The sequence below is a fragment of the Candidatus Mycoplasma mahonii genome, assembly GCF_030550815.1.
GTDB classification, from domain to species: Bacteria; Bacillota_I; Bacilli_A; order Mycoplasmatales; family Metamycoplasmataceae; genus Mycoplasma_O; species Mycoplasma_O mahonii.
The window spans coordinates 676,501-699,751 of the sequence record NZ_CP114583.1 but is presented as its reverse complement, the minus strand read 5'-3'; the positions used below and the strand labels follow the sequence as shown (position 1 = coordinate 699,751).

The following is a 23,251-nucleotide window of genomic DNA, read 5'->3' as shown; positions in this document are numbered from 1 at the left end:
AAACAACGCTACAAAATATTGAATTTTATCTAAAATTTAAAAAGAATCAGTTTCTTACAAAGGCAAATAAAATTCATTAAATAAGCAATTTATCTTAAATATCTATTTTTAAATATTTTTTATTCATAACTTTTGATTAGTATTTTTACTCTGTTGTATAATCAATGTATGTACAAATTTAAATCATATATAAATGGAAAGTTTATTGATTCTGTTAATAAACTTGAAATAATTGGCCCAAAAGATAATGCGATTGTAGGAGTTGTATCAACATTATCACCAAAGATGATCAGCGAGGCCTTCGCACATGCAAAATTATCTTTCTCATCATGAAGAAAGTTATCATCTAGCAAAAGAATAACTTATGTGCAAAAATTCAAAAATCTTTTGAATGAGAGAAAAAACGAGTTAGCTAAAATTATGTTTTTAGAGAACGCCAAAGAAATGTCCGATGCCATATCAGAAATAAATAGAACTATCGAGTATATTGAAAAGACAACTATAGCATTTGATAAGATAAAAACTAGACAAATGATCATTGGCGGCAAAACAAATGATATTCATCTTGTTCCTCTTGGTGTTGTTTTAGCTATTTCTCCATTTAATTATTCAGTTAATTTATCAATGTCTAAAATTGCCCCTGGGTTAATAGCCGGGAATACAATTGTCTTTAAACCTGCCACAAATGGCACACTTGTAGGAGGCTTTCTTGCTACTCTTATGCATGAAGCGGGAATTCCTAAGGGAGTCTTTAATTTAGTCACTGGAAGAGGTAGAGATATTGGTGATGTTTTAATATCAAACCCTAATATTGATATGATTTCATTTACCGGAAGTGTTAGAGTTGGTAAAAATATCACCAAAGCCCAAAGTATGATTCCTTTAGTATTGGAATTAGGTGGTAACGATGCTGGTTATGTAAGACACGATGCTGATTTAGACAACGCTGCTAAGGAGATTGCTAAAGGTGCCTTCTCTTATTCAGGCCAAAGATGTACAGCTATTAAAAGAGTCATTTTACATAAAGATGTTAAAGATGAGTTTATTAAAAAATTATTGATTGCTGTTTCTAAGATGAAGACAAATCCCCTTATTACTTCTCATGCAAAAGATTATGTTGAAGAGTTAATTTTAGATTCTAAAACAAAAGGTGATAAATTCATTTTAGAAGGCAAAACAAATGTTAATGATGTTCCATTTCATATTGTGGAAACAGATGCTTCATCCAGAGCATGAAAAGAAGAAGCCTTTGGACCATTACTGCCAATTATTGTCATCGATGATGAAAAAGATCTGATTAATATCTTCAATCAAACCAATTTTGGATTGCAAAATTCCGTTTTTACAAAAGATATTGCCTTTGCTAAAGAACTTGCTCTAGATTTAGAATCTGGAAGCGTTAATATTAACCGTTCTTCATCTAGAGGTCCAGATGAGTTTCCTTTTCTGGGAGTTAAAGATTCAGGATTTGGCACACAAGGCATAGAATCTGCACTATTTTCTATGACTAGAGAACTAAATGTGATTAATAACAAGTAATTAACCAAAATTAATAATTGATATTGATAAATTAAATTATGTTAAATACTGTAATTACAATGAAAGTGAATTCAAAATATTGAACAACATCTTTCAATTAAAAAACAAAACATATTTCTAAAGAAAAGAGATGTTAAATAAAGTTTGTGAATTGTATATATTTCTTTTCAGCTATTAGTAAATACATTCTAAGTTGGAGCGAACAATATAAAGGCAAAAAAATCCAATTACCCAATCTTGAATTAATTCAACAAAGAGTAAATGATTTCAAGAAAAAAAGATACAAATATCTTAGCATCTGATTTAAGAGATATTCATGCAATTTTTGATGGCCAAATTAGTTAGTTAAATCTTACTTTATATAAAAGCCAAGATCACAAAATGTGATTAAAAGTTTCTTAATTATTTTGGATTAAAATAAAGCAGATGAATTTATTTCTAAATCTCACATGTATCCATATTGGTCAAGAAATTCAAAAAATGTTGTGCCTCATTTGCCTGCATGCATATCAATACTTATTTGAACGGAGTTACTGGCCTTTATCTTTTTGACGGCAGACATATACTTATCTGCTTCATCATCATCAAATTTAATAATATAATAACCTGGTTTTGCTCTAAAACTACTTTCATTATGTAACAACAAAGTTATTTGATAATACAGTAAAATATTGCCATGAGTTTTTGTATTTTTAATTACATCAAAATCAAATATTTTTTCATAATATTTGATTGCCTCTTGAACATTTGGGTATTCTCCATAGTATTTTAATTTCATTTATTGTTCCTTATATGTCATCTTTTGCATGATCTTCTTCATAACGTGTATAGTTTAGTATGAATGGCTTGCCCTCATTTTTGATTATCTTTGCATTAACGTGAAAAGTATTCTTAAGATTTTTCTTAGTGATTACTTTGATTGGAGTATCAAAATCAACAATTTTTCCTTTACTCATCATTAGAATATAATCAGAAAATTTGCTAGCTTGATTAATATCATGAATAGTTAAAATAATTGTCTTGTTATGTGTGTTAATTAAATGCTTTAAAATGGTCATAATTTCATCAACATGATATATATCAAGATAAGAATTAGGTTCATCCAATAAAATAATTTGAGCATCTTGTGCCATTGTTAAAGCAATGGCACACATTTGTTTTTGACCTCCAGAAAGGAGGGTTATAAATTTATCTTGTAAATGGCTTATCCCACACAATTCTAGTGCTTCTTTGACTTTTGTCTTATCTTCATTTGTGATCATTCCGATGATGTTGGTATGCGGGTTACGACCATAGGCAACAAAATCAAAAACAGTTGTGCCAACGGGGAAGGTAATTTGTTGAGGAATATAAGCAACTTTTTTGGCATACTCCTTGGACTTAAATGTTGAAATATTTTTATCATCAATATCAATCTCGCCTTTTTGTTGTTTTAACAATTTCATCATAATCTTAATTAATGTGGTTTTTCCAGATCCATTAGGACCTAAAATAGATGTAAAAGCATTCTGCTTAAATGAAGCGGAAATTTTTTCTATTATTGTTTTTTTCGAGTATTTAAAATTTATATTTTTTATGTTAAACATTATTTGACCTCTTAAATATTTTATAGATAAAGTATGGTGCAATAAGAATTTGTAGCAGAATTCCAATTGGTGCTGATACGTGAGATCAGTTAACGTTAATAAATTGCGCTAAAAAAACAAACATAATTCCAAATAACGAAGATACAATGAGTAAGCTCCTAGTCTTACTACCAACTAATGATCTTGCAATATTAGGTACGAACAAGCCCAACAATGCAACCGATCCAACACTTGATACTGTAGCTCCAATAGCTAATGCTACAACTACAAAAACAACAAACTTTAGTAATTCAACCCTAATCCCCACAGACCTTGCCATGTTCTCGTCAGATTCTAAAATGTCCAGTTTCTTGCCAATGATCCATGTGAAAATGATGACACATACAATAATTGTTGCTGATACAATTCACAATAATACAGGCTTCTTCTCAATAAAACCCATGAGGTAACGAGTAAAAAAACTGATTTCATACCCATTATTGAAAAAAACAACTAATGTAGCCGCGCCAGAGAAAAAAATGTGTAGTCCAATTCCCATAAGAATGACTCTTTCTGGGGATACTCCTTGTTTGATTGACAAGACATATAACATAATCATTGTGATAAATGCAGAAACACCAATGATTAATGGAGTAATTAGGCTAATGGTTAATGTATTATTGATTGGATTAATAATACTTGGTGCATATATAGAAATAATTGATAATGCAAATACACCTGAATGAGATATTCCAATAAGACCTGCATCAGCAAGATTATTTCTGGTAATTTTTTGAATTAGCAAAGCACTTAAGGGTGTTCCCACACCCATAATAATTAATAAGGGCATTCGCGGTAATCTATATTTTAATATTGCATAAGTATCAAAGCCTCCAATAGTATCAATGAATACAAGACCAAATCCAATAAGAAATATAAAAAATGATATAATGGCAACTGAAATAAAAAACCTCTTACTCACAGTCGAGTTAATTCAACTTAATCTTATATTTTTAAAGAATACTAAACATTTATTCATGATGTCTCCTTGCTAATATAATGAATATTGGAGCAGCGATTACATTAAGGAGTGAACCCACATTTATTGTTATATATGCTGACATAATTGATGTCAAGCAAATAATAATTATACTGATCAAAATCGTGGTAATTAGAAGTTGAAGAAATTTCTTATTTTTGATCAATAGCTTAGCAATATTTGGTGCAATAATTCCGGCAAATAACAAATTGCCTCCAATAATAATTGTGACAGGAGCCATAATAATGACCAGTGCAAATCCAAACATTCGTACTCTATTTGCATTGTTCCCTGTTGCTGTTGATAGCGAATCACCAACAGACAATATTGTAAATTGCCTAGAAAATAATAATGATAATAAAATGGGTATAGTTACAAATCAACTTAATATAAATAAATTTGTTTTTGAAACAAGAGTGAAATTAGAATCAACAAAGGTTCTTACAAATAATGCACCCTCTTCGTTGTTGTACATAACGAATCATTCAATAGAAGAAAAAACAACTCCTAAAGCAACACCAATAAAAATAATAGAAATACCAGATATTCTGATTTTTGAAAATTTCAATATCATAAATAAAAATAAAATAGGTATCGATCCAAATATCATCAATAATGCTTGTTTACCAAGCAATGGAATAGATATACCAGTTAATAAAAGAATTGTAGCTCCGAGTTTTATAGCTCCCATCATACCCATAACACCAGGAGATGCCAAGGCGTTTCTTGAGATTGTCTGCATCAATAATCCTCCAACACTTAGTGCTACAATGCAGAGAATCATGGCAGTCAGTATTAATAGTCTATGACGTATCTCGTATTGATAAGGGTTTGAAGAATTGTAGTGAAAAACAGCGCTATAAACTTGTGAAGGCGTCTTTTTCACAACATCAAAAATGAGGCCCAATAAAATAAAGAAAAATGTTAAGAAGATTAGAAATATAATTAATAATGTGTTTTTGTAACTAACTTTATTTAAAAATCTCATTTTAGTACGTCTGAATCAACATCAACATCGTAAAATGCCTTAGCGATTTTGTCAATAAATACATTTTGACCTATTGGCATTCTGAATCCATAAGCGCCTGATCCAGCAAGATATGTGTCCATAATCACGGCATTATTGCTTGTTAATCCATTACTGCCTTTCATAAGATTTGTGATAAAAGGGTAGTTTGATATTATGGTTTGTATATTTATATTATCCACTTCACTAGGAGAAACACCAATAACTATTTTATCTATTTTATTATCTCACGAACTTCAAAACGATTGAGGCAATGGGTTTTGTTCATAATTTGGAAAATATACTCCGTTATTTGTTGCGCTTGCAACTACAGCATGACCGTCATTTTTAAGATTATTGCCTTTCGCTAAAATATTAAATTGTTCTTTATTTAAATTAGGCATCCTAAAGTGTGTCTTTGTATAAGCCTCTTTTTGAATTGATGGAGTTGAAAAAGCAACAGTATCATTTGATCCAGCACTAACGGCACCAGTCTTTATATTGATAATTAAAAGGGTTTGATTTTTATCAATATCATCATTAATTCATTCATGTTTATTTTCATCAATAGGAACATCGCTTCCTTGTAATTTGGCAAATTCTGATCAATGTTTATTAGTTTCTTCAATTACTTGTTTTGCTTTAATGGAATACTTTGTTTCGTCAAAAGCTTTATCTAATTCGCTTGCAGCTTTTTTAAGAATTTCACCCATATCTCTAATTTGATACAAATCAGATGTATTTATATAGTTAACATCTCCTTTGTTTTGAAGTAAGACTTCATTAACATTTTCATCGCCAATCACTTTTCAATGATATTTTTCATTTGCAATTCCTGAGTTATAATCAAATTCAATGGGGACAATGTTAGGATCACTTGCTAAAAAACCTTTTTGTGGTGTTTCTACTCATTTTTCATAGACGAGGCCTACTGGTTTTCCTCCATTTAAGTTTCTTCAATACTCTTCGTCAATTGTATCGACATCTCATAAAGGTCTATTTTGAATTAGATTTTGGATTCTATCCTCAAATTTTGTGCCAGTAAATCATGTGGCACTATGGCCTCCAGAAAATGCTGATGTTTTAATTTTAGCCCCTAAAGAGATTGCAGGATCAATATCTGGTCAATAACTAATAGTCAATCCTTGGTCTTTATCTAATTTCTTTTGTGTTGAATCTCCGCATGAAATAAGTAATGCTGATGGTGCTGCAATTGCAGATATTATCCCAATTGATATTATTTTATTTTTCATATGTATATATTTCCTTTTCTAAGTGTTATTATACATAAATTACAAAGTTTGTAAATAATTTTTATTATATAAGTCTAACAAAAAATCTTTTTGGACAGCATTTTGTATTTCTTTTTATTAATCTATATATTATTGATTGACAATGTCACCACAATTGTTATTTATGTATTTGTAAATATGATCACCGCAGATCTTTTGATGGACCTTTTAATAATTTTGTTATTTTTCAAAGGTAGTTATAACAGTGTATCATATGTTTGTTTAATGAATATAATTAATTTTTCATTTTTTTTGAATACATTTATGAATATTTTTACAATTACACTCATATTTGTTTTTGATCTTATTTTGCCCTCATCTAGAAATATCATATTTCTAATTTATTTAAACTTTTAAGGTATGTGATTATTGTAAAAATTTTGAAATAACAGACTTGCTTTAAACATAAGGTCGCTCTTTCACTATTTTGCAAATATACTTCTTCATTGCAAAACATTAATAATCATTTGCTAGAACAATAATTTTCTTTGTAATAATTTTCTCCATTTGTCTTAATATAATTTAAAGTGTTAACATAACATAACATAACATAACATAACATAACATAACATAACATATATAATACATTTAGAATATATAGAATAAGGAAAAATATAATATATGAAAAAAACGAAAAAACTAGCTTTAGGATTTGGAATGGTAACAACCGTTATTGCTCCAGTTGCTGTAGCAATATCATGTGATGAAGAAAGTCCTACTAAAAAACCTGTAGATGATTCACCAGTACAAGCACCTATAGATGATTCACCAGTACCAGCACCTATAGATGATTCACCAGTACCAGCACCTATAGATGATTCACCAGTACCAGCACCATTTGCTCTTAAAAATGACTTAGTTTTCTTCACTGATGTCTCATCTTTAAAAAATAAATATGATCTAGAAACTGCTATTAATTCAGTTAAGGTTATCACTCCTGATGTGCTTGGAATTTCTGAGCCAACTTTAACCTCGGGGGTAACAGTAAGATATGCTATTGCAACACCATTTTATGATCAGACAAATGCAGTTGTTGTGAGAGTTACTTTAACCAAAGAAAATAAAATAGCAAGGAAAAATATTATAATAACACCATTTGTTTTTACAAATGACTTAGCTCTCTTCACTAATACCTTATCTTCAAAAAATAAAGCTGATCTAAAAACTGCTATTATTAATTCAGCTAAGGATATCACTCCTGATGTGCTTGGAATTACTGAGCCAACTTTAACCTCGGGGGTAACAGCAAGATATGCTATTATAACACCACTCAATGATCAGACAGGTGTAGTTACTGTGAGCGTTACTTTAACCAATGGAACTAAAACAGCAAGTAAAAATATTACAATTACACCACCATTTGTTTTTACAAATGACTTAGCTCTCTTCACTAATACCTTATCTTCAAAAAATAAATATGATCTAAAAACTGATATTGATTTAGCTACGGTTATCACTCCTGATGTGCTTGGAATTACTAAGCAAACTTTAACCTCGGGGGTAAGAGCATCTGCTATTATAACATCATTTAATGATCAGACAGGTGCAGTTATTGTGTTAATTACTTTAACCAAAGGAACTGAAACAGCAAATAAAAATATTACAATAACACCAATTCAACCATTTGATTTTACAAATAACTTAGCTCTCTTCACCAATACCCTATCTTCAAAAAATAAAGCTGATCTAAAAACTGCTATTGATTCAGCTAAGGCTATCACTCCTGATGTGCTTGGAATTATTGAACCAATTTTAGCCTCGGGGGTAATAGCAACATATGATATTAAAACTTATAATGATCAGACAGGTGTAGTTACTGTGACTGTTGCTTTAACCAATTTAACCAATGGAATTAAAATAGCAAGTAAAAATATTACAATTACACCACCAACACCACCAACTGTTCTTACAAATAACTTAGCTCTCTTCACTAATACCTTATCTTCAAAAAATAAATATGATCTAAAAACTGCTATTAATTCAGCTAAGGATATCACTCCTAATGTGCTTGGAATTTCTGAGCCATCTTTAACCTCGGGGGTAACAGCAACATATGCTATTGCAACACCACTTAATGATCAAACAGGTGTAGTTATTGTGAATGTTACTTTAACCAAAGGAACTAAAACAGTAAATAAAAATATTACAATTACAGCACCATTTGATCTTACAGCTGACTTAGCTTTCTTCACTAATACCTCATCTTCAAAAAATAGAGATGATCTAAAAATTGATATTGCTTCAGCTCCTGGGGGGGTTATCACTCCTAATGTGCTTGGAATTACTGAGCCAACTTTAACCTCGGGGGTAACAGCAACATATACTATTACAACACCACTTAATGATGATACAGGTGCAGTTAATGTGTTAATTACTTTAACCAACGGAACTGAAACAGTAAATAAAAGTATTACAATTACAGCACCATTTGATCTTACAGCTGACTTAGCTTTCTTCACTAATACCTCATCTTCAAAAAATAAATATGATCTAAAAACTGCTATTAATTCAGCTAAGGATATCACTCCTAATGTGCTTGGAATTTCTGAGCCATCTTTAACCTCGGGGGTAACAGCAACATATGCTATTGCAACACCACTTAATGATCAAACAGGTGTAGTTATTGTGAATGTTACTTTAACCAAAGGAACTAAAACAGTAAATAAAAATATTACAATTACAGCACCATTTGATCTTACAGCTGACTTAGCTTTCTTCACTAATACCTCATCTTCAAAAAATAGAGATGATCTAAAAATTGATATTGCTTCAGCTCCTGGGGGGGTTATCACTCCTAATGTGCTTGGAATTACTGAGCCATCTTTAACCTCGGGGGTAACAGCAACATATACTATTACAACACCACTTAATGATGATACAGGTGCAGTTACTGTGTTAATTACTTTAACCAACGGAACTGAAACAGTAAATAAAAGTATTACAATTACAGCACCATTTATTTTTATAAATGACTTAGCTCGCTTCACTGATGTCTCATCTTCAAGAACTAAAGATGTTCTAATATTTGCTATTTCTTCAGCTCCTGGGGGGGTTATCACTCCTAATGTGCTTGGAATTACTGAGCCAACTTTAACCTCGGGGGTAACAGCAAAATATACTATTACAACACCACTTAAGAATGAGACAAATGCAGTTACTGTGTTAATTACTTTAACCAAAGGAACTCAAACAGCAATAAAAAATATTAAAATAACACCATTTGTATCATTTGCTCTTACAGCTGACTTAGCTTTCTTCACTAATACCTCATCTTCAAAAAATAGAGATGATCTAAAAATTGATATTGCTTCAGCTCCTGGGGGGGTTATCACTCCTAATGTGCTTGGAATTACTGAGCCATCTTTAACCTCGGGGGTAACAACAACATATACTATTACAACACCACTTAATGATGATACAGGTGCAGTTACTGTGTTAATTACTTTAACCAACGGAACTGAAACAGCAAGTAAAAATATTACAATTACAGCACCAACTGCTCTTGTAACTAACTTAGCTCTCTTCACTGATGTCTCATCTTCAAAAAATAGAGCTGATCTAGAAACTGCTATTAATTCAGCTAATGGGGATATCACTCCTGATGAGCTTGGAATTATTGAGCCAACTTTAACCTCGGATGTAACAGCAACATATGCTATTATAAAACCACTTTATGATCAAGGTGTAGTTATTGTTAGAGTTACTTTATTAACCAAAGGAGGAGCTAAAACAATAAGTAAAAATATTACAATTACAGCAGCTTCTTAATAATTTAAAATAATAATAAATGCCATAAATATAATTTGTGGCATTTTTTCTATCACTTTTTATGCTTACTATACCTAAATAACACAAAAAAAATGCTAATTTAATTACCTTAAAATGACTCTGAATTTAACTTATTTAAACATTATCATCTTCTTTGTTTTTATATGAAATTAAAACATTTGAAACATTTTCTTATATTTAATTAAACCTTTATACCCTTCAACTCTTTAACCTTTGTATAAAAAATAATATGTTTCTCTATTCATAATAATGACTTTATTATCAATAAAATTCTTTTACATAGCAATATATGCCTTGTTTTGACTTACGAAATCATTTTTAAACAATTGATTGATTGATTGGTGATGGATCTAACCTTAATAATATCTTTCTTGGTTCATATTTTTTAGGTCGTTGTTTTTGCCAAAGACAATATTGTTCATGTTATCTCATTACTTCATTTTTCTTGCCATCAATAATTTCAGAGGATTTTTTATTGAAGAGGAATGAATTTTAGTTTTTAGGAATATTTGTTTTATTCTTCTGCTTAAGATTTATTTGATGCTTATCTTAAATGTGAAAAATCTTGCCTCGCGTTCTTGAAGTGTTTATTAAATATTTGCTTAATTGGTTTGTTGTTACTAGAGGTTATCAATTGTAAATAATTTTTATTATATTTAAATTATTATGCATATATTAAGTTATTTTCTTAACAATAATAGCTCTTCTTTAAACTTGTTTAATTTTTTTTCTTCTATAACTTTTTCCTTGGGGGCCTTAGCAATAAATCTTTCATTTTTCAACATGTCTTCTGCGCTAATAATTTCATTTTGAATTACAATGATCCTGTTTTTAATTCTTTTTGATTCATTTGATTTTTGGATATCCGAAAGTTTAATATAAATTTCAAACTCATCTATTTTTATTAGTGCATCTTTATTCTCTTGTATTAAAGCGCTTGCTAATATTTTAATGAATATAATTAATTTTTCATATTTTTTTGAATACATTTATGAATATTTTTACAATTACACTCATATTTGTTTTTGATCTTATTTTGCCCTTATCTAGAAATATCATATTTCTAATTTATTTAAACTTTTAAGGTATGTGATTATTGTAAAAATTTTGAAATAACAGACTTGCTTTAAACATAGGCTCGCTCTTTCACTATTTTGCAAATATACTTCTTCATTGCAAAACATTAATAATCATTTGCTAGAACAATAATTTTCTTTGTAAAAATTTTATCCGTTTGTTTTAATGTAATTTAAAGTGTTAACATAACATAACATAACATAACATAACATATATAATAAATTTAAAATAGAATTATACAAAAGGAAAAATATATATGAAAAAAACGAAAAAACTAGCTTTAGGATTTGGAATGGTAACAACCATTATTTCTCCAGTTGCTGTAGCAATATCATGCGGTGAAAAAAGTCCTACTAAAAAACCTGTAGATGATTCACCATTACCAACACCAATAGATGATTCACCAGTACTAACACCAATAGATGATTCACCAGTACTAACACCAATAGATGATTTACCAGTACCAACACCATTTGTTTTTACAAATAACTTAGCTCTCTTCACTAATGTCTTATCTTTAAAAAATGAATATGATCTAAAAACTGCTATTAATTCAGTTAAGGTTATCACTCCTGATGTGCTTGGAATTCCTGAGCCAACTTTAACCTCGGGTGTAACAGCAACATATGATATTGCAACACCATTTTATGATCAAACAAATGCAGTTGTTGTGAGAGTTACTTTAACCAAAGAAACTAAAATAGCAAGAAAAAAAATTATAATAACACCATTTGTTTTTACAAATGACTTAGCTCTCTTCACTAATACCTTATCTTCAAAAAATAAAGCTGATCTAAAAACTGCTATTATTAATTCAGCTAAGGATATCACTCCTGATGTGCTTGGAATTACTGAGCCAACTTTAACCCCGGGGGTAACAGCGGAATACGCTATTATAACACCACTTAATGATCAGACAGGTGTAGTTACTGTGAGCGTTACTTTAACCAATGGAACTAAAACAGCAAGTAAAAATATTACAATTACACCACGATTTGTTTTTACAAATGACTTAGCTCTCTTCACTGATGTCTCATCTTCAAAAAATAGAGATGTTCTAAAAAATGATATTGATTTAGCTAATTTAGCTAATGGGCCTATCACTCCTGATGTGCTTGGAATTACTAAGCAAACTTTAACCTCGGGGGTAAGAGCATCTGCTATTATAACATCATTTAATGATAAGACAGGTGCAGTTACTGTGTTAATTACTTTAACCAAAGGAACTGAAATAGCAAGTAAAAATATTACAATAACACCAATTCAACCATTTGATTTTAGATATGACTTAGCTCTCTTCATTAATACCTCATCTTCAAAAAATAAAACTGATTTAAAAGATGATATTAATTCAGCTAAGGATATCACTCCTGATGTGCTTGGAATTCCTAAGCAATATTTAACCCCGGGGATAACAGCAACATATGCTATTACAACACCACTTAATGATCAGACAGATGCAGTTACTGTGTTAATTACTTTAACCAACGGAACTAAAACAGCAAGTAAAAATATTACAATAACACCATCATTTGCTCTTATAGATTACTTAGCTCTCTTCATTAATACCTCATCTTCAAAAATTAAAACTGATCTAAAAACTGTTCTTGATTCAAATCATGGGCCTATCACTCCTGATGTGCTTGGAATTACTGAGCCAACTTTAACCCCGGGGATAACAGCGACATATGCTATTACAACACCACTTAATGATCAGACAGATGCAGTTACTGTGTTAATTACTTTAACAAAAAGATTTGATTACTATATTGAAACAGAAAGTAAAAATATTAAAATAACACCATTTGATTTTACATATGACTTAAATCGCTTCATTGATGTCTCATCTTCAAAAAATAAAGCTGATCTAAAAACTATTCTTGATTCAACTCTTGGGGCTATCACTCCTAATGTGCTTGGAATTACTGAGCCAACTTTAACCCCGGATGTAACAGCAACATATGCTATTACAACACCACTTAATGATCAGACAGGTGTAGTTATTGTGGGCGTTACTTTAACCAAAGGAACTGAAACAGCAAGTAAAAATATTACAATTACAGCACCATTTGAATCATTTGTTTTTACAAATGACTTAAATCGCTTCACTGATGTCTCATCTTCAAAAAATAAAGCTGATCTAAGAACTGCTATTAATTTATTTAAGGTTATCACTCCTGATGTGCTTGGAATTTCTGAGCCAACTTTAACCCCGGATGTAACAGCAACATATGCTATTGTAACACCACTTAATGATCAAACAGATACAGTTACTGTGTCAATTACTTTAACCAAAGGAGTTGAAACAGAAAGTAAAAATATTATAATTACAGCATTATTTATTCTTAAAGATGAATTAGCTCTCTTCACTGATGTCTCATCTTCAAAAACTAAAGCTGATCTAAAAACTGTTCTTGATTCAGCTCCTGAGGTTATCACTCCTGATGTGCTTGGAATTAATGAGCCACCTTTATCCCCGGGGGTAACAGCAACATATACTATTACAACACCACTTAATGATCAGACAGATGCAGTTACTGTGTTAATTACTTTAACCAAAGGAGCTGAAACAGCAAGTAAAAATATTAAAATAACACCACCTGTTCTTACAAATAACTTAGCTCTCTTCATTAATACCTCATCTTCAAAAAATAGAAATGATCTAAAAACTGCTATTGATTTAGCTAATGGGGCTATCACTCCTAATGTGCTTGGAATTACTGAGCCAACTTTAATCCCGGGGGTAACAGCAAGATATGCTATTACAACACCACTTAATGATCAGACAGGTGAAGTTATTGTGTTAATTACTTTAACCAAAGGATTTGAAGTAATAAGAAAAAGTATTACAATTGTAGGACTATTTACTCCTACATATGACTTAGCTCTCTTCACTGATGTCTCATCTTCAAAAACTAAAGCTGATCTAAAAACTGTTCTTGATTCAGCTCCTAAGGTTATCACTCCTGATGTGCTTGGAATTACTGAACCAACTTTAACCCCGGGGGTAACAGCAACATATACTATTACAACACCACTTAATGATCAAACAGGTGTAGTTATTGTGGGCGTTACTTTAACCAAAGGAACTCAAACAGAAAGTAAAAATATTATAATTACAACACCATTTGCTCTTACAGATAACTTATCTCTCTTCACTAATATCTTATCTTCAAAAAGTAAATATTATCTAAGAATTGCTCTTGATTCAGCTCCTGAGGTTATCACTCCTGATGTGCTTGGAATTACTGAACCAACTTTAAACCCAGGGGTAATAGCAACATATACTATTACAACACCATTTAATAATCAGACAGGTACAGTTATTGTGTTAATTACTTTAACTAACGGAATTGAAACAGTATTTAAATCTATTACAATTGCAACACCATTTGATTTTACATATTATTTAAATCGCTTCATTGATGTCTCATCTTCAAAAACTAAAGCTGATCTAAAAACTGTTCTTGATTCAGCTCCTAAGGTTATCACTCCTGATGTGCTTGGAATTACTGAACCAACTTTAACCCCGGGGGTAACAGCAACATATACTATTACAACACCATTTAATAATCAGACAGGTGCAGTTACTGTGTTAATTACTTTAACTAACGGAATTGAAACAGTAAGTAAAAATATTACTATAACACCATTTGCTATTACAGATGACTTAAATCGCTTCATTGATGCTGCCTCATCTTCAAAAACTAAAGCTGATCTAAAAGCTGCTCTTGATTCAGCTCCTGAGGTTATCACTCCTAATGTGCTTGGAATTATTGAGCCAACTTTAAACCCAGGGGTAATAGCAACATATACTATTACAATACCATTTGATAATCAAACAAGTACAGTTATTGTGTTAATTACTTTAACTAATACTTTAACTAACGGAACTGAAACAGCAAGTAAAAATATTATAATAACACCATTTGCTCTTATAGATGACTTAAATCGCTTCATTGATGTCTCATCTTCAAAAAATGAAACTGATCTAAAAGATGATATTAATTCAGCTAAGGATATCACTCCTGATGTGCTTGGAATTACTGAGCCAACTTTAAACCCAGGGGTAACAGCAACATATACTATTATAACACCACTTAATGATCAGACAGGTGAAGTTACTGTGTTAATTACTTTAACAACCAAAGGATCTGAAGTAATAAGAAAAAGTATTACAATTGCAGGACTATTTGCTCTTACAGCTGACTTAGCTCACTTCACTAATACCTCATCTTCAAAAACTAAAGCTGATCTAAAAGATGATATTAATTCAGCTAAGGATATCACTCCTGATGTGCTTGGAATTTCTGAGCCAACTTTAACCCTGGGGGTAACAGCAGAATATACTATTATAACACCACTTAATCAAACAGGTGTAGTTATTGTTAGAGTTACTTTAACCAGAGAAGGAACTAAAACAATAAGTAAAGATATTACAATTACAGCAACTTCTTAATAATTTAAAATAATAATAAATGCCATAAATATAATTTGTGGTATTTTTTCTATCGCTTTTTATGCTTACTATCCTAAATAACACAAAAAGAATGTTAATTCAATTACCTTAAAATGACTCTGAATTTAACTTATTTAAACATTATCATCTTTTTTGTCTTGATATGAAATTAAAACATTTGAAACATTTTCTTATATCTAATTAAACCTTTATACCCTTCAATTATTTAACCTTTGTATAAAAATAATATGTTTCTCTATTCATAATAATGATTTTATTATCAATAAAATTCTTTTACATAGCAATATATGCTTTGTTTTGACTTACGAAATCATTTTTAAACAATTGATTGGTGATGGGTCTAACCTTAATAATATCTTTCTTTGTTCATATTTTTAGGTCATTGTTTTTGCCAAGGACAATATTGTTCATGTTATCTCATTACTTCATTTTTCTTGCCATCAATAATTTCAGAGGGTTTTTTATTGAAGAGGAATGAATTTTAGTTTTTAGGAATATTTGTTTTATTCTTCTGCTTAAGATTTATTTGATGCTTATTTTAAATGTGAAAAATCTTGCCTCGCGTTCTTGAAGTGTTTATTAGATATTTGCTTAATTGGCTTGTTGTTACTAGAGGTTATCAATTGTAAATAATTTTTATTATATTTAAATTATTATGCATATATTAAGTTATTTTCTTAACAATAATAGCTCTTCTTTAAACTTGTTTAATTCTTCTTCTATAACTTTTTCCTTGGGGGCCTTAGCAATAAATCTTTCATTTTTCAACATGTCTTCTGCGCTAATAATTTCATTTTGAATTACAATGATCCTGTTTTTAATTCTTTTTGATTCATTTGATTTTTGAATATCCGAAAGTTTAATATAAATTTCAAACTCATCTATTTTTATTAGTGCATCTTTATTCTCTTGTATTAAAGCGTTTGCTAATATTTTAATGAATATAATTAATTTTTCATATTTTTTTGAATACATTTATGAATATTTTTACAATTACACTCATATTTGTTTTTGATCTTATTTTGCCCTTATCTAGAAATATCATATTTCTAATTTATTTAAACTTTTAAGGTATGTGATTATTGTAAAAATTTTGAAATAACAGACTTGCTTTAAACATAGGCTCGCTCTTTCACTATTTTGCAAATATACTTCTTCATTGCAAAACATTAATAATCATTTGCTAGAACAATAATTTTCTTTGTAAAAATTTTCTCCATTTGTTTTAATGTAATTTAAAGTGTTAACATAACATAACATAACATAACATAACATAACATATATAATACATTTAGAATATATAGAATAAAGGAAAAATATAATATATGAAAAAAATGAAAAAACTAGCTTTAGGATTTGGAATGCTAACAACCGTTATTGCTCCAGTTGCTGTAGCAATATCATGTGATGAAGAAAGTCCTACTAAAAAACCTGTAGATGATTCACCAGTACTAGCACCTGTAGATGATTCACCAGTACCAGCACCATTTGATTTTACAAATGACTTAGCTCTCTTTAATGTGCTTGGAATTACTGAGCCAGTTTTATCCCCGGGGGTAACAGCAACATATGATATTACACCTAATCATCAGACAGGTGTACTTATTGTGACCGTTACTTTAACCAAAGGAAATGAAACAACAAGCAAAGATGTTATACTTACAACACTTCTTGGAGATGTCCTAGCTCTTTTCAATGATGTCTCATCTTCAAAAGATAAAGCTGATCTAATGACTGCTATTGAGCAAGCTAATCAAGCTAATGACGCTATCACCTCTAATGTGCTTGGAATTATTGAACCAACTTTAACAACTGCGGGGATAACAGCAACATATGCTATTACAACACCATTTAATTATCAAACAGGTGTAGTTATTGTGGGCGTTACTTTAACCAAAGGAACTGAAACAGTAAATAAAGATATTATAATTACAGCACCACCAATTGATTTTACAAATGACTTATCTCTCTTAAATGATGTCTCATCTTCAAAAGATAAAGCTGATCTAATGACTGCTATTAATCAAGCTAATCAAGCTAATGACCCTATCACCCCTGATGTGCTTGGAATTACTGAGCCAACTTTATCCCCGGGGGTAACAGCAACATATTATGGTATTATAACACCACATGATCAAACAGGTGTAGTTATTGTGGGTGTTACTTTAACCAAAGGAATTGAAATAGCAACTAAATTTATTATAATATCATCATTTGCTTTTACAGAGGACTTAGCTCGCTTCACTAATACCTCATCTTCTAAAACTACAGATCGTCTATTAGATGCTATTATTTTAGCTAAAGGGGTTATCACCCCTGATGTGCTTGGAATTACTGAGCCAGTTTTACCCCCGGGGGTAACAGCAACATATGCTATTTCCTCTTTATTCTCACCTAATGATCAAAATGATCAAACAAATGCAGTTACTGTGACCGTTACTTTAACCAAATGAATTGAAATAATAAGTAGAACTGACACAGCAAGTAAAAAGATTACAATTAGACCAGCATCACCATTTGATTTTGACAATGACTTAGATTTATTCACTAATACCCCATCTTCAAAAGATGAAGCTGATCTAATATCTGCTATTGAGCAAGCTAATCAAGCTAATGACGCTATCACCTCTAATGTGCTTGGAATTAATGAGCCACCTTTATCCCCGGGGGTAACAGCAACATATGCTATTACAACACCATTTAATGATCAAACAGGTGTAGTTATTGTGGGTGTTACTTTAACCAAAGGAAATAAAATATTAAGTAAAAAGATTACAATTAGACCAGCATCACCATTTGATTTTGCAAATGACTTAGCTCTATTCAATGATGTCTCATCTTCAAAACATAAAGTTGAACTAACGTATGATATTAATCAAGCTAATGACGCTATCACCGCTAATGTGCTTGGAATTACTGAACCAACTTTAACCCCGGGTACAATAGCAACATATGCTATTACAACACCATTTAATAATCAGACAGGTGTAGTTATTGTGACCGTTACTTTCACCAAAGGAACTGCAATATTAAGAAAAAGTATTACAATTACAGCACAAACAGCACAAGAATCATTTAATTTTACAGAGGACTTAAGACGCTTCTGATTTACGACCCACTCTTCAAAAAATGCATCTGATCTAAAAACCGCTATTCTTTCAGCTATAGCTAATGGCGGCCCTATCACCCCTATCACCCCTAATATACTTGGAATTAATGAGCCATATTTATCCCCGGGGGTAACAGCAACATATGTTATTAAATATGCAATACCACTTTATAATGGGGTAGATCCAATGGTTCTTGTGACCCTTACTTTAACCAAAGGAACTGCAACAACAAGTAAAGATATTACAATTATTCCAACTTCTTAATAATTTAAAATAATAAATGCCATAATAAACTTAATTTGTGGCATTTTTTCTATCGCTTTTTATGCTTACTATCCTAAATAACACAAAAAGAATGTTAATTCAATTACCTTAAAATGACTCTGAATTTAACTTATTTAAACATTATCATCTTTTTTGTCTTGATATGAAATTAAAACATTTGAAACATTTTCTTATATCTAATTAAACCTTTATACCCTTCAATTATTTAACCTTTGTATAAAAATAATATGTTTCTCTATTCATAATAATGATTTTATTATCAATAAAATTCTTTTACATAGCAATATATGCTTTGTTTTGACTTACGAAATCATTTTTAAACAATTGATTGGTGATGGGTCTAACCTTAATAATATCTTTCTTTGTTCATATTTTTAGGTCATTGTTTTTGCCAAGGACAATATTGTTCATGTTATCTCATTACTTCATTTTTCTTGCCATCAATAATTTCAGAGGGTTTTTTATTGAAGAGGAATGAATTTTAGTTTTTAGGAATATTTGTTTTATTCTTCTGCTTAAGATTTATTTGATGCTTATTTTAAATGTGAAAAATCTTGCCTCGCGTTCTTGAAGTGTTTATTAGATATTTGCTTAATTGGCTTGTTGTTACTAGAGGTTATCAATTGTAAATAATTTTTATTATATTTAAATTATTATGCATATATTAAGTTATTTTCTTAACAATAATAGCTCTTCTTTAAACTTGTTTAATTTTTTTTTTTCTTCTATAACTTTTTCCTTGGGGGCCTTAGCAATAAATCTTTCATTTTTCAACATGTCTTCTGCTCTAATAATTTCATTTTGGATTACAATGATCCTGTTTTTAATTCTTTTTGATTCATTTGATTTTTGAATATCCGAAAGTTTAATATAAATTTCAAACTCATCTATTTTTATTAGTGCATCTTTATTCTCTTGTATTAAAGCGTTTGCTAATATCTCAATCATTTTAATTTCCTTATCATTAAGTTTTACAGTTGGTCAATAACCCAATATTTCTTTATTTGATATTTCATGATCAACTTTAAATTTTCTTAATTCAGTAATAATTATAATAACACGATCAATATAACTTTTTTGGCAGTTATGGTTCATTCTGGGCCATGACTGATCCAATAATTCACCGTCATTAGACATGCTATAAATATGATCTGTTATATTTGGCATAAAAGGATGTAACATGATTAATAATTTATTCAGAACATCTTGTGCAATTTTTTTATTTGGGGTAGCTTTGGTAAATTCGATATATCATGATGAAAAATCTTCCATGATGAATTTACTTAGTTCCTTGCCAATAATAGTGAAATCATATTTATCTATCTTGGGTTTAATCAGCTTCTCAACATTTGCCAGTTTATCAAGAATCCATTGATCCGCATCAGTTATTTCGGATTCAGCATCAGACATTATTTCAATAATATAACGCGAAATATTTCACAACTTATTATTAATATTTCATGCCGCTTCTATCTTCTGTGGAGAATATCTAATGTCTTGCCCGGGAGTTGAATTAGTTAATAAGAATCATCTTAAGGAATCAGATCCATATTTCTCTACAACATCCATGGGGTCTACACCATTACCTAAGGATTTAGACATTTTCTTGCCATCTGCAGCTCTAATTAGTCCATGAATTAATACATCGTTAAATGGTTTTTGATCCATGAATTCCAACCCTTGAAAATACATTCTGGCAACTCAGAAAAAAATGATGTCATAACCGGTCACCAAAAGTGATGTTGGATAATATCTTTTTACATTTTCTGCATCATCAGGTCATCCTAAAAAAGAAAAAGGCGCTAATGCTGATGAAAATCAGGTATCCAAAACATCTTCCTCTTGAATTCAACCATTGCCTGGTGATATTTCTTGAACCCTAATATCTTCATTTTTATATCAAGCAGGAATTCTATGACCTCATCATAATTGCCTTGATATAGTTCAGTCATGAACATCTTCCATTCAAGTTTTTAATACGTCTTCATATCTTCTTGGATAAAAAGCAACTTTAGTTTGTGATGCTAAATCTTTCAAGATCTTATCTCTTAAAACATCCATTTTAACAAACCATTGTGGTGAAACTAAAATCTCAACAATGGCACCTGATCTTTCTGAATATCCTACAGCATTAATTATCTTCTCTCTTTTAATGACTAAATTATTATTTTCAAGAAGATTAATGACTTTTTCTCTTGCTCGAAATCTATCGAAACCTTTTAATTCTCCGGCTTCTTGGTTCATCATGCCATGAGTGTCAATGCACTCAATAACTTCTAAATTATTTTTAATGATAATATCAATATCAGTAGTAGCATGGGCTGACACTTTCATTGCGCCAGAGCCTTTATCACACTTTATGTATTCATCAGTAATGATCGGCAAAATTTTACTAGTTAATGGGTGAATAATATTCATTCCCACATATTTATGCATCTTCTTATCACCAGGGTGAACAGCAATAGCTACATCGGAAAACATTGTTTCGGCTCTGGTGGTTGCAACAACTATAAACTCATTTGAGTTTTCAATTGGATAGTTAATGTAGACCATTTCCGATTCGGTATCTTTATTTATAACTTCGATATTTGATAAAACAGTTTGTAAGGTAGGATCTCAGTTAATAGCTTTGGTGCCACGGTAAATTAATTTATCTTGATACATTTTAATAAATACTTTTGAAACCGCTTCAGATAACCCCTTATCCATAGTGAATCTTTCTTTTTTATAATCAAGTGCAAGACCCAATTTTCCTCATTGTTTTTTAATAGTTAAGGCATATTCATCTTTCCACTTCCAAATTTCATCAATAAATTTTTCTCGCCCCATTTCAAATCTGCCTGGCTTATTTTCATCTCTCAACTTTGCTTCGACTTTTGCTTGTGTTGCAATCCCGGCATGATCCATTCCTGGCACTCACATGACATCAAATCCATTTAATTTTTTATATCTAATAATTGTATCTTGAATCAAACCATCTCATGCATGACCAAGATGTAATTTGCCAGTTATATTAGGTGGTGGCAAGATAATTGAAAAAGATGGCTTTGATTTATCATGTGTTGAAAAAAATTCTTTATCAATTCATTTTTGATTTTTGCCTTCTTCAACTTCTTTATGATTATATTTTGTGTTCATTGTTTTATCTCCTTATATAAAAAGCCCTGTTAAGGGGCCAACGCACCACCCTTATGAGGACTCTTTAATCGTAACGTGATTAGACGGTTTGTAACTGCTATTTAGTAACTTGTAAGTTTTCCTTGCCAGGCTTCCACCGTCCCCAGCTCTCTATAAAATAATTATCTTACTACCTCTAAAGTAATTGCACTATAGGTAATTATAGTAAGAGAAACCAGATAATATCATCCCCAAAACAATAATAAATACTGCTATTATTGCAAAAACTAATAATATCTTTTTCAACCCTGGTTCCATCTCTTTTTTAACCTTTGCAGGTTTGAAATCTTTGTTTTATTCTTTAACATATCTTTATTATACACTTTGGATAAAAACATGCTAATTAATAATATTATTTATTTGCTTTTGTCTAAAGATAATACTTTGTCAAATTTTTTAATTTCATCTTTTTTAGTGAATAGAATATAACTATATTTATAGAATCTTGTTTTAAAATTATATCAAGAACCTTAATGCGCTTTTTAGTATCTATATTCATAAGTAATTCATCATAAATTTTTAATTTTGCACCTGAATAAAGAACTGTTGCGATTTTAACTAGCACCGCTTCTCCTGAAGATATCTTTTGTATATTTTTTGAAGTGATCTTTTGAATTTTTAGCATATCAACTATATTTTCTAATCTTTGAGTATCGTAATCTTCGTTGAATGAAGTTATGTTTTTTATAACATTGCCATTAATGAAATCCCGAGATGATGATTGATAAATAAACGATGATTGATAATAATTATTTTTAGTAGATTTATCTCTGAATACTTCACGCTCATATTTTTTATCAAGCCTAGAAATTATCTTTGAAAGTGTTGACTTCCCGGATCCATTGGAGTCAAAAAATAAAATATTGGATGATTTGTTAAAAATGAATGAGAT

Annotated in this window: 15 protein-coding genes; 4 read left to right on the top strand and 11 right to left on the bottom strand. The window is 30.3% G+C overall.

The genetic code is table 4. The features are described from left to right. Positions 1-168: 168 nt before the first annotated feature. Positions 169-1,539: an aldehyde dehydrogenase family protein gene (locus O3I44_RS03245; RefSeq protein WP_303717083.1), complete on the top strand. Its 1,371-nt coding sequence runs from the start codon at positions 169-171 to the stop codon at positions 1,537-1,539. Positions 1,540-1,951: 412 nt separating this feature from the next. On the opposite strand, the gene O3I44_RS03240 is transcribed toward O3I44_RS03245, so the two are convergent. From O3I44_RS03240 to O3I44_RS03220, 5 genes are read right to left on the bottom strand one after another with little or no spacing between them, the layout of a single operon-like run. Continuing rightward, on the bottom strand, positions 1,952-2,317 hold the full coding sequence (locus O3I44_RS03240; RefSeq protein ID WP_303717082.1) for a VOC family protein: 366 nt from the start codon (positions 2,315-2,317) through the stop codon (positions 1,952-1,954). A 10-nt stretch (positions 2,318-2,327) separates the two neighbouring features. Then, positions 2,328-3,125 carry an ABC transporter ATP-binding protein gene (locus tag O3I44_RS03235; protein WP_303717081.1) on the bottom strand — a complete coding sequence of 266 codons (798 nt, stop codon included), beginning with the start codon at positions 3,123-3,125 and terminating at the stop codon, positions 2,328-2,330. Further along, complete coding sequence (locus O3I44_RS03230; protein WP_303717080.1) at positions 3,118-4,143, bottom strand: iron ABC transporter permease; 1,026 nt, start codon at positions 4,141-4,143, stop codon at positions 3,118-3,120. Before O3I44_RS03230 ends, O3I44_RS03235 begins: the two co-directional genes overlap by 8 nt. Beyond that, positions 4,136-5,131 (bottom strand): iron chelate uptake ABC transporter family permease subunit, encoded by a 996-nt coding sequence (locus tag O3I44_RS03225; protein WP_303717079.1) that lies wholly within the window; start codon positions 5,129-5,131, stop codon positions 4,136-4,138. Before O3I44_RS03225 ends, O3I44_RS03230 begins: the two co-directional genes overlap by 8 nt. Then, positions 5,119-6,402, bottom strand: coding sequence for a hypothetical protein (locus O3I44_RS03220; RefSeq protein ID WP_303717078.1), 1,284 nt, complete (start codon positions 6,400-6,402; stop codon positions 5,119-5,121). Before O3I44_RS03220 ends, O3I44_RS03225 begins: the two co-directional genes overlap by 13 nt. A gap of 660 nt (positions 6,403-7,062) precedes the next feature. Here O3I44_RS03220 and O3I44_RS03215 point away from each other — a divergent pair. Next, a complete protein-coding gene (locus O3I44_RS03215) occupies positions 7,063-10,209 on the top strand; it encodes a beta strand repeat-containing protein (RefSeq protein ID WP_303717077.1) in 3,147 nt (1,048 codons plus the stop codon). A 701-nt stretch (positions 10,210-10,910) separates the two neighbouring features. Here the strand turns inward: O3I44_RS03215 and O3I44_RS03210 are convergent. Then, a complete protein-coding gene (locus O3I44_RS03210; protein WP_303717076.1) occupies positions 10,911-11,219 on the bottom strand; it encodes a hypothetical protein in 309 nt (102 codons plus the stop codon). A gap of 344 nt (positions 11,220-11,563) precedes the next feature. On the opposite strand from O3I44_RS03210, the gene O3I44_RS03205 reads away from it, so the two are divergent. Further along, on the top strand, positions 11,564-15,766 hold the full coding sequence (locus tag O3I44_RS03205; protein WP_303717075.1) for a lipoprotein 17-related variable surface protein: 4,203 nt from the start codon (positions 11,564-11,566) through the stop codon (positions 15,764-15,766). A 294-nt stretch (positions 15,767-16,060) separates the two neighbouring features. Here O3I44_RS03205 and O3I44_RS03200 read toward each other — a convergent pair whose 3' ends face one another. Next, on the bottom strand, positions 16,061-16,198 hold the full coding sequence (locus O3I44_RS03200; protein ID WP_303717072.1) for a hypothetical protein: 138 nt from the start codon (positions 16,196-16,198) through the stop codon (positions 16,061-16,063). 258 nt (positions 16,199-16,456) lie between these two features. Beyond that, the gene (locus O3I44_RS03195; protein WP_303717074.1) at positions 16,457-16,762 is read right to left on the bottom strand and encodes a hypothetical protein; all 306 of its coding nucleotides are present in this window, start codon (positions 16,760-16,762) and stop codon (positions 16,457-16,459) included. Between the two features lie 350 nt (positions 16,763-17,112). On the opposite strand from O3I44_RS03195, the gene O3I44_RS03190 reads away from it, so the two are divergent. Continuing rightward, positions 17,113-19,161, top strand: a complete 2,049-nt coding sequence (locus tag O3I44_RS03190) for a lipoprotein 17-related variable surface protein (protein WP_303717073.1) — start codon at positions 17,113-17,115, stop codon at positions 19,159-19,161. Positions 19,162-19,455: 294 nt separating this feature from the next. Here O3I44_RS03190 and O3I44_RS03185 read toward each other — a convergent pair whose 3' ends face one another. From O3I44_RS03185 to O3I44_RS03175, 3 genes are all read right to left on the bottom strand, one after another. Further along, complete coding sequence (locus tag O3I44_RS03185) at positions 19,456-19,593, bottom strand: hypothetical protein (protein WP_303717072.1); 138 nt, start codon at positions 19,591-19,593, stop codon at positions 19,456-19,458. 258 nt (positions 19,594-19,851) lie between these two features. Next, positions 19,852-22,320 (bottom strand): valine--tRNA ligase, encoded by a 2,469-nt coding sequence (locus O3I44_RS03180; RefSeq protein ID WP_303717071.1) that lies wholly within the window; start codon positions 22,318-22,320, stop codon positions 19,852-19,854. Positions 22,321-22,729: 409 nt separating this feature from the next. Continuing rightward, positions 22,730-23,251 carry an ATP-binding cassette domain-containing protein gene (locus O3I44_RS03175; RefSeq protein ID WP_303717520.1) on the bottom strand — a complete coding sequence of 174 codons (522 nt, stop codon included), beginning with the start codon at positions 23,249-23,251 and terminating at the stop codon, positions 22,730-22,732.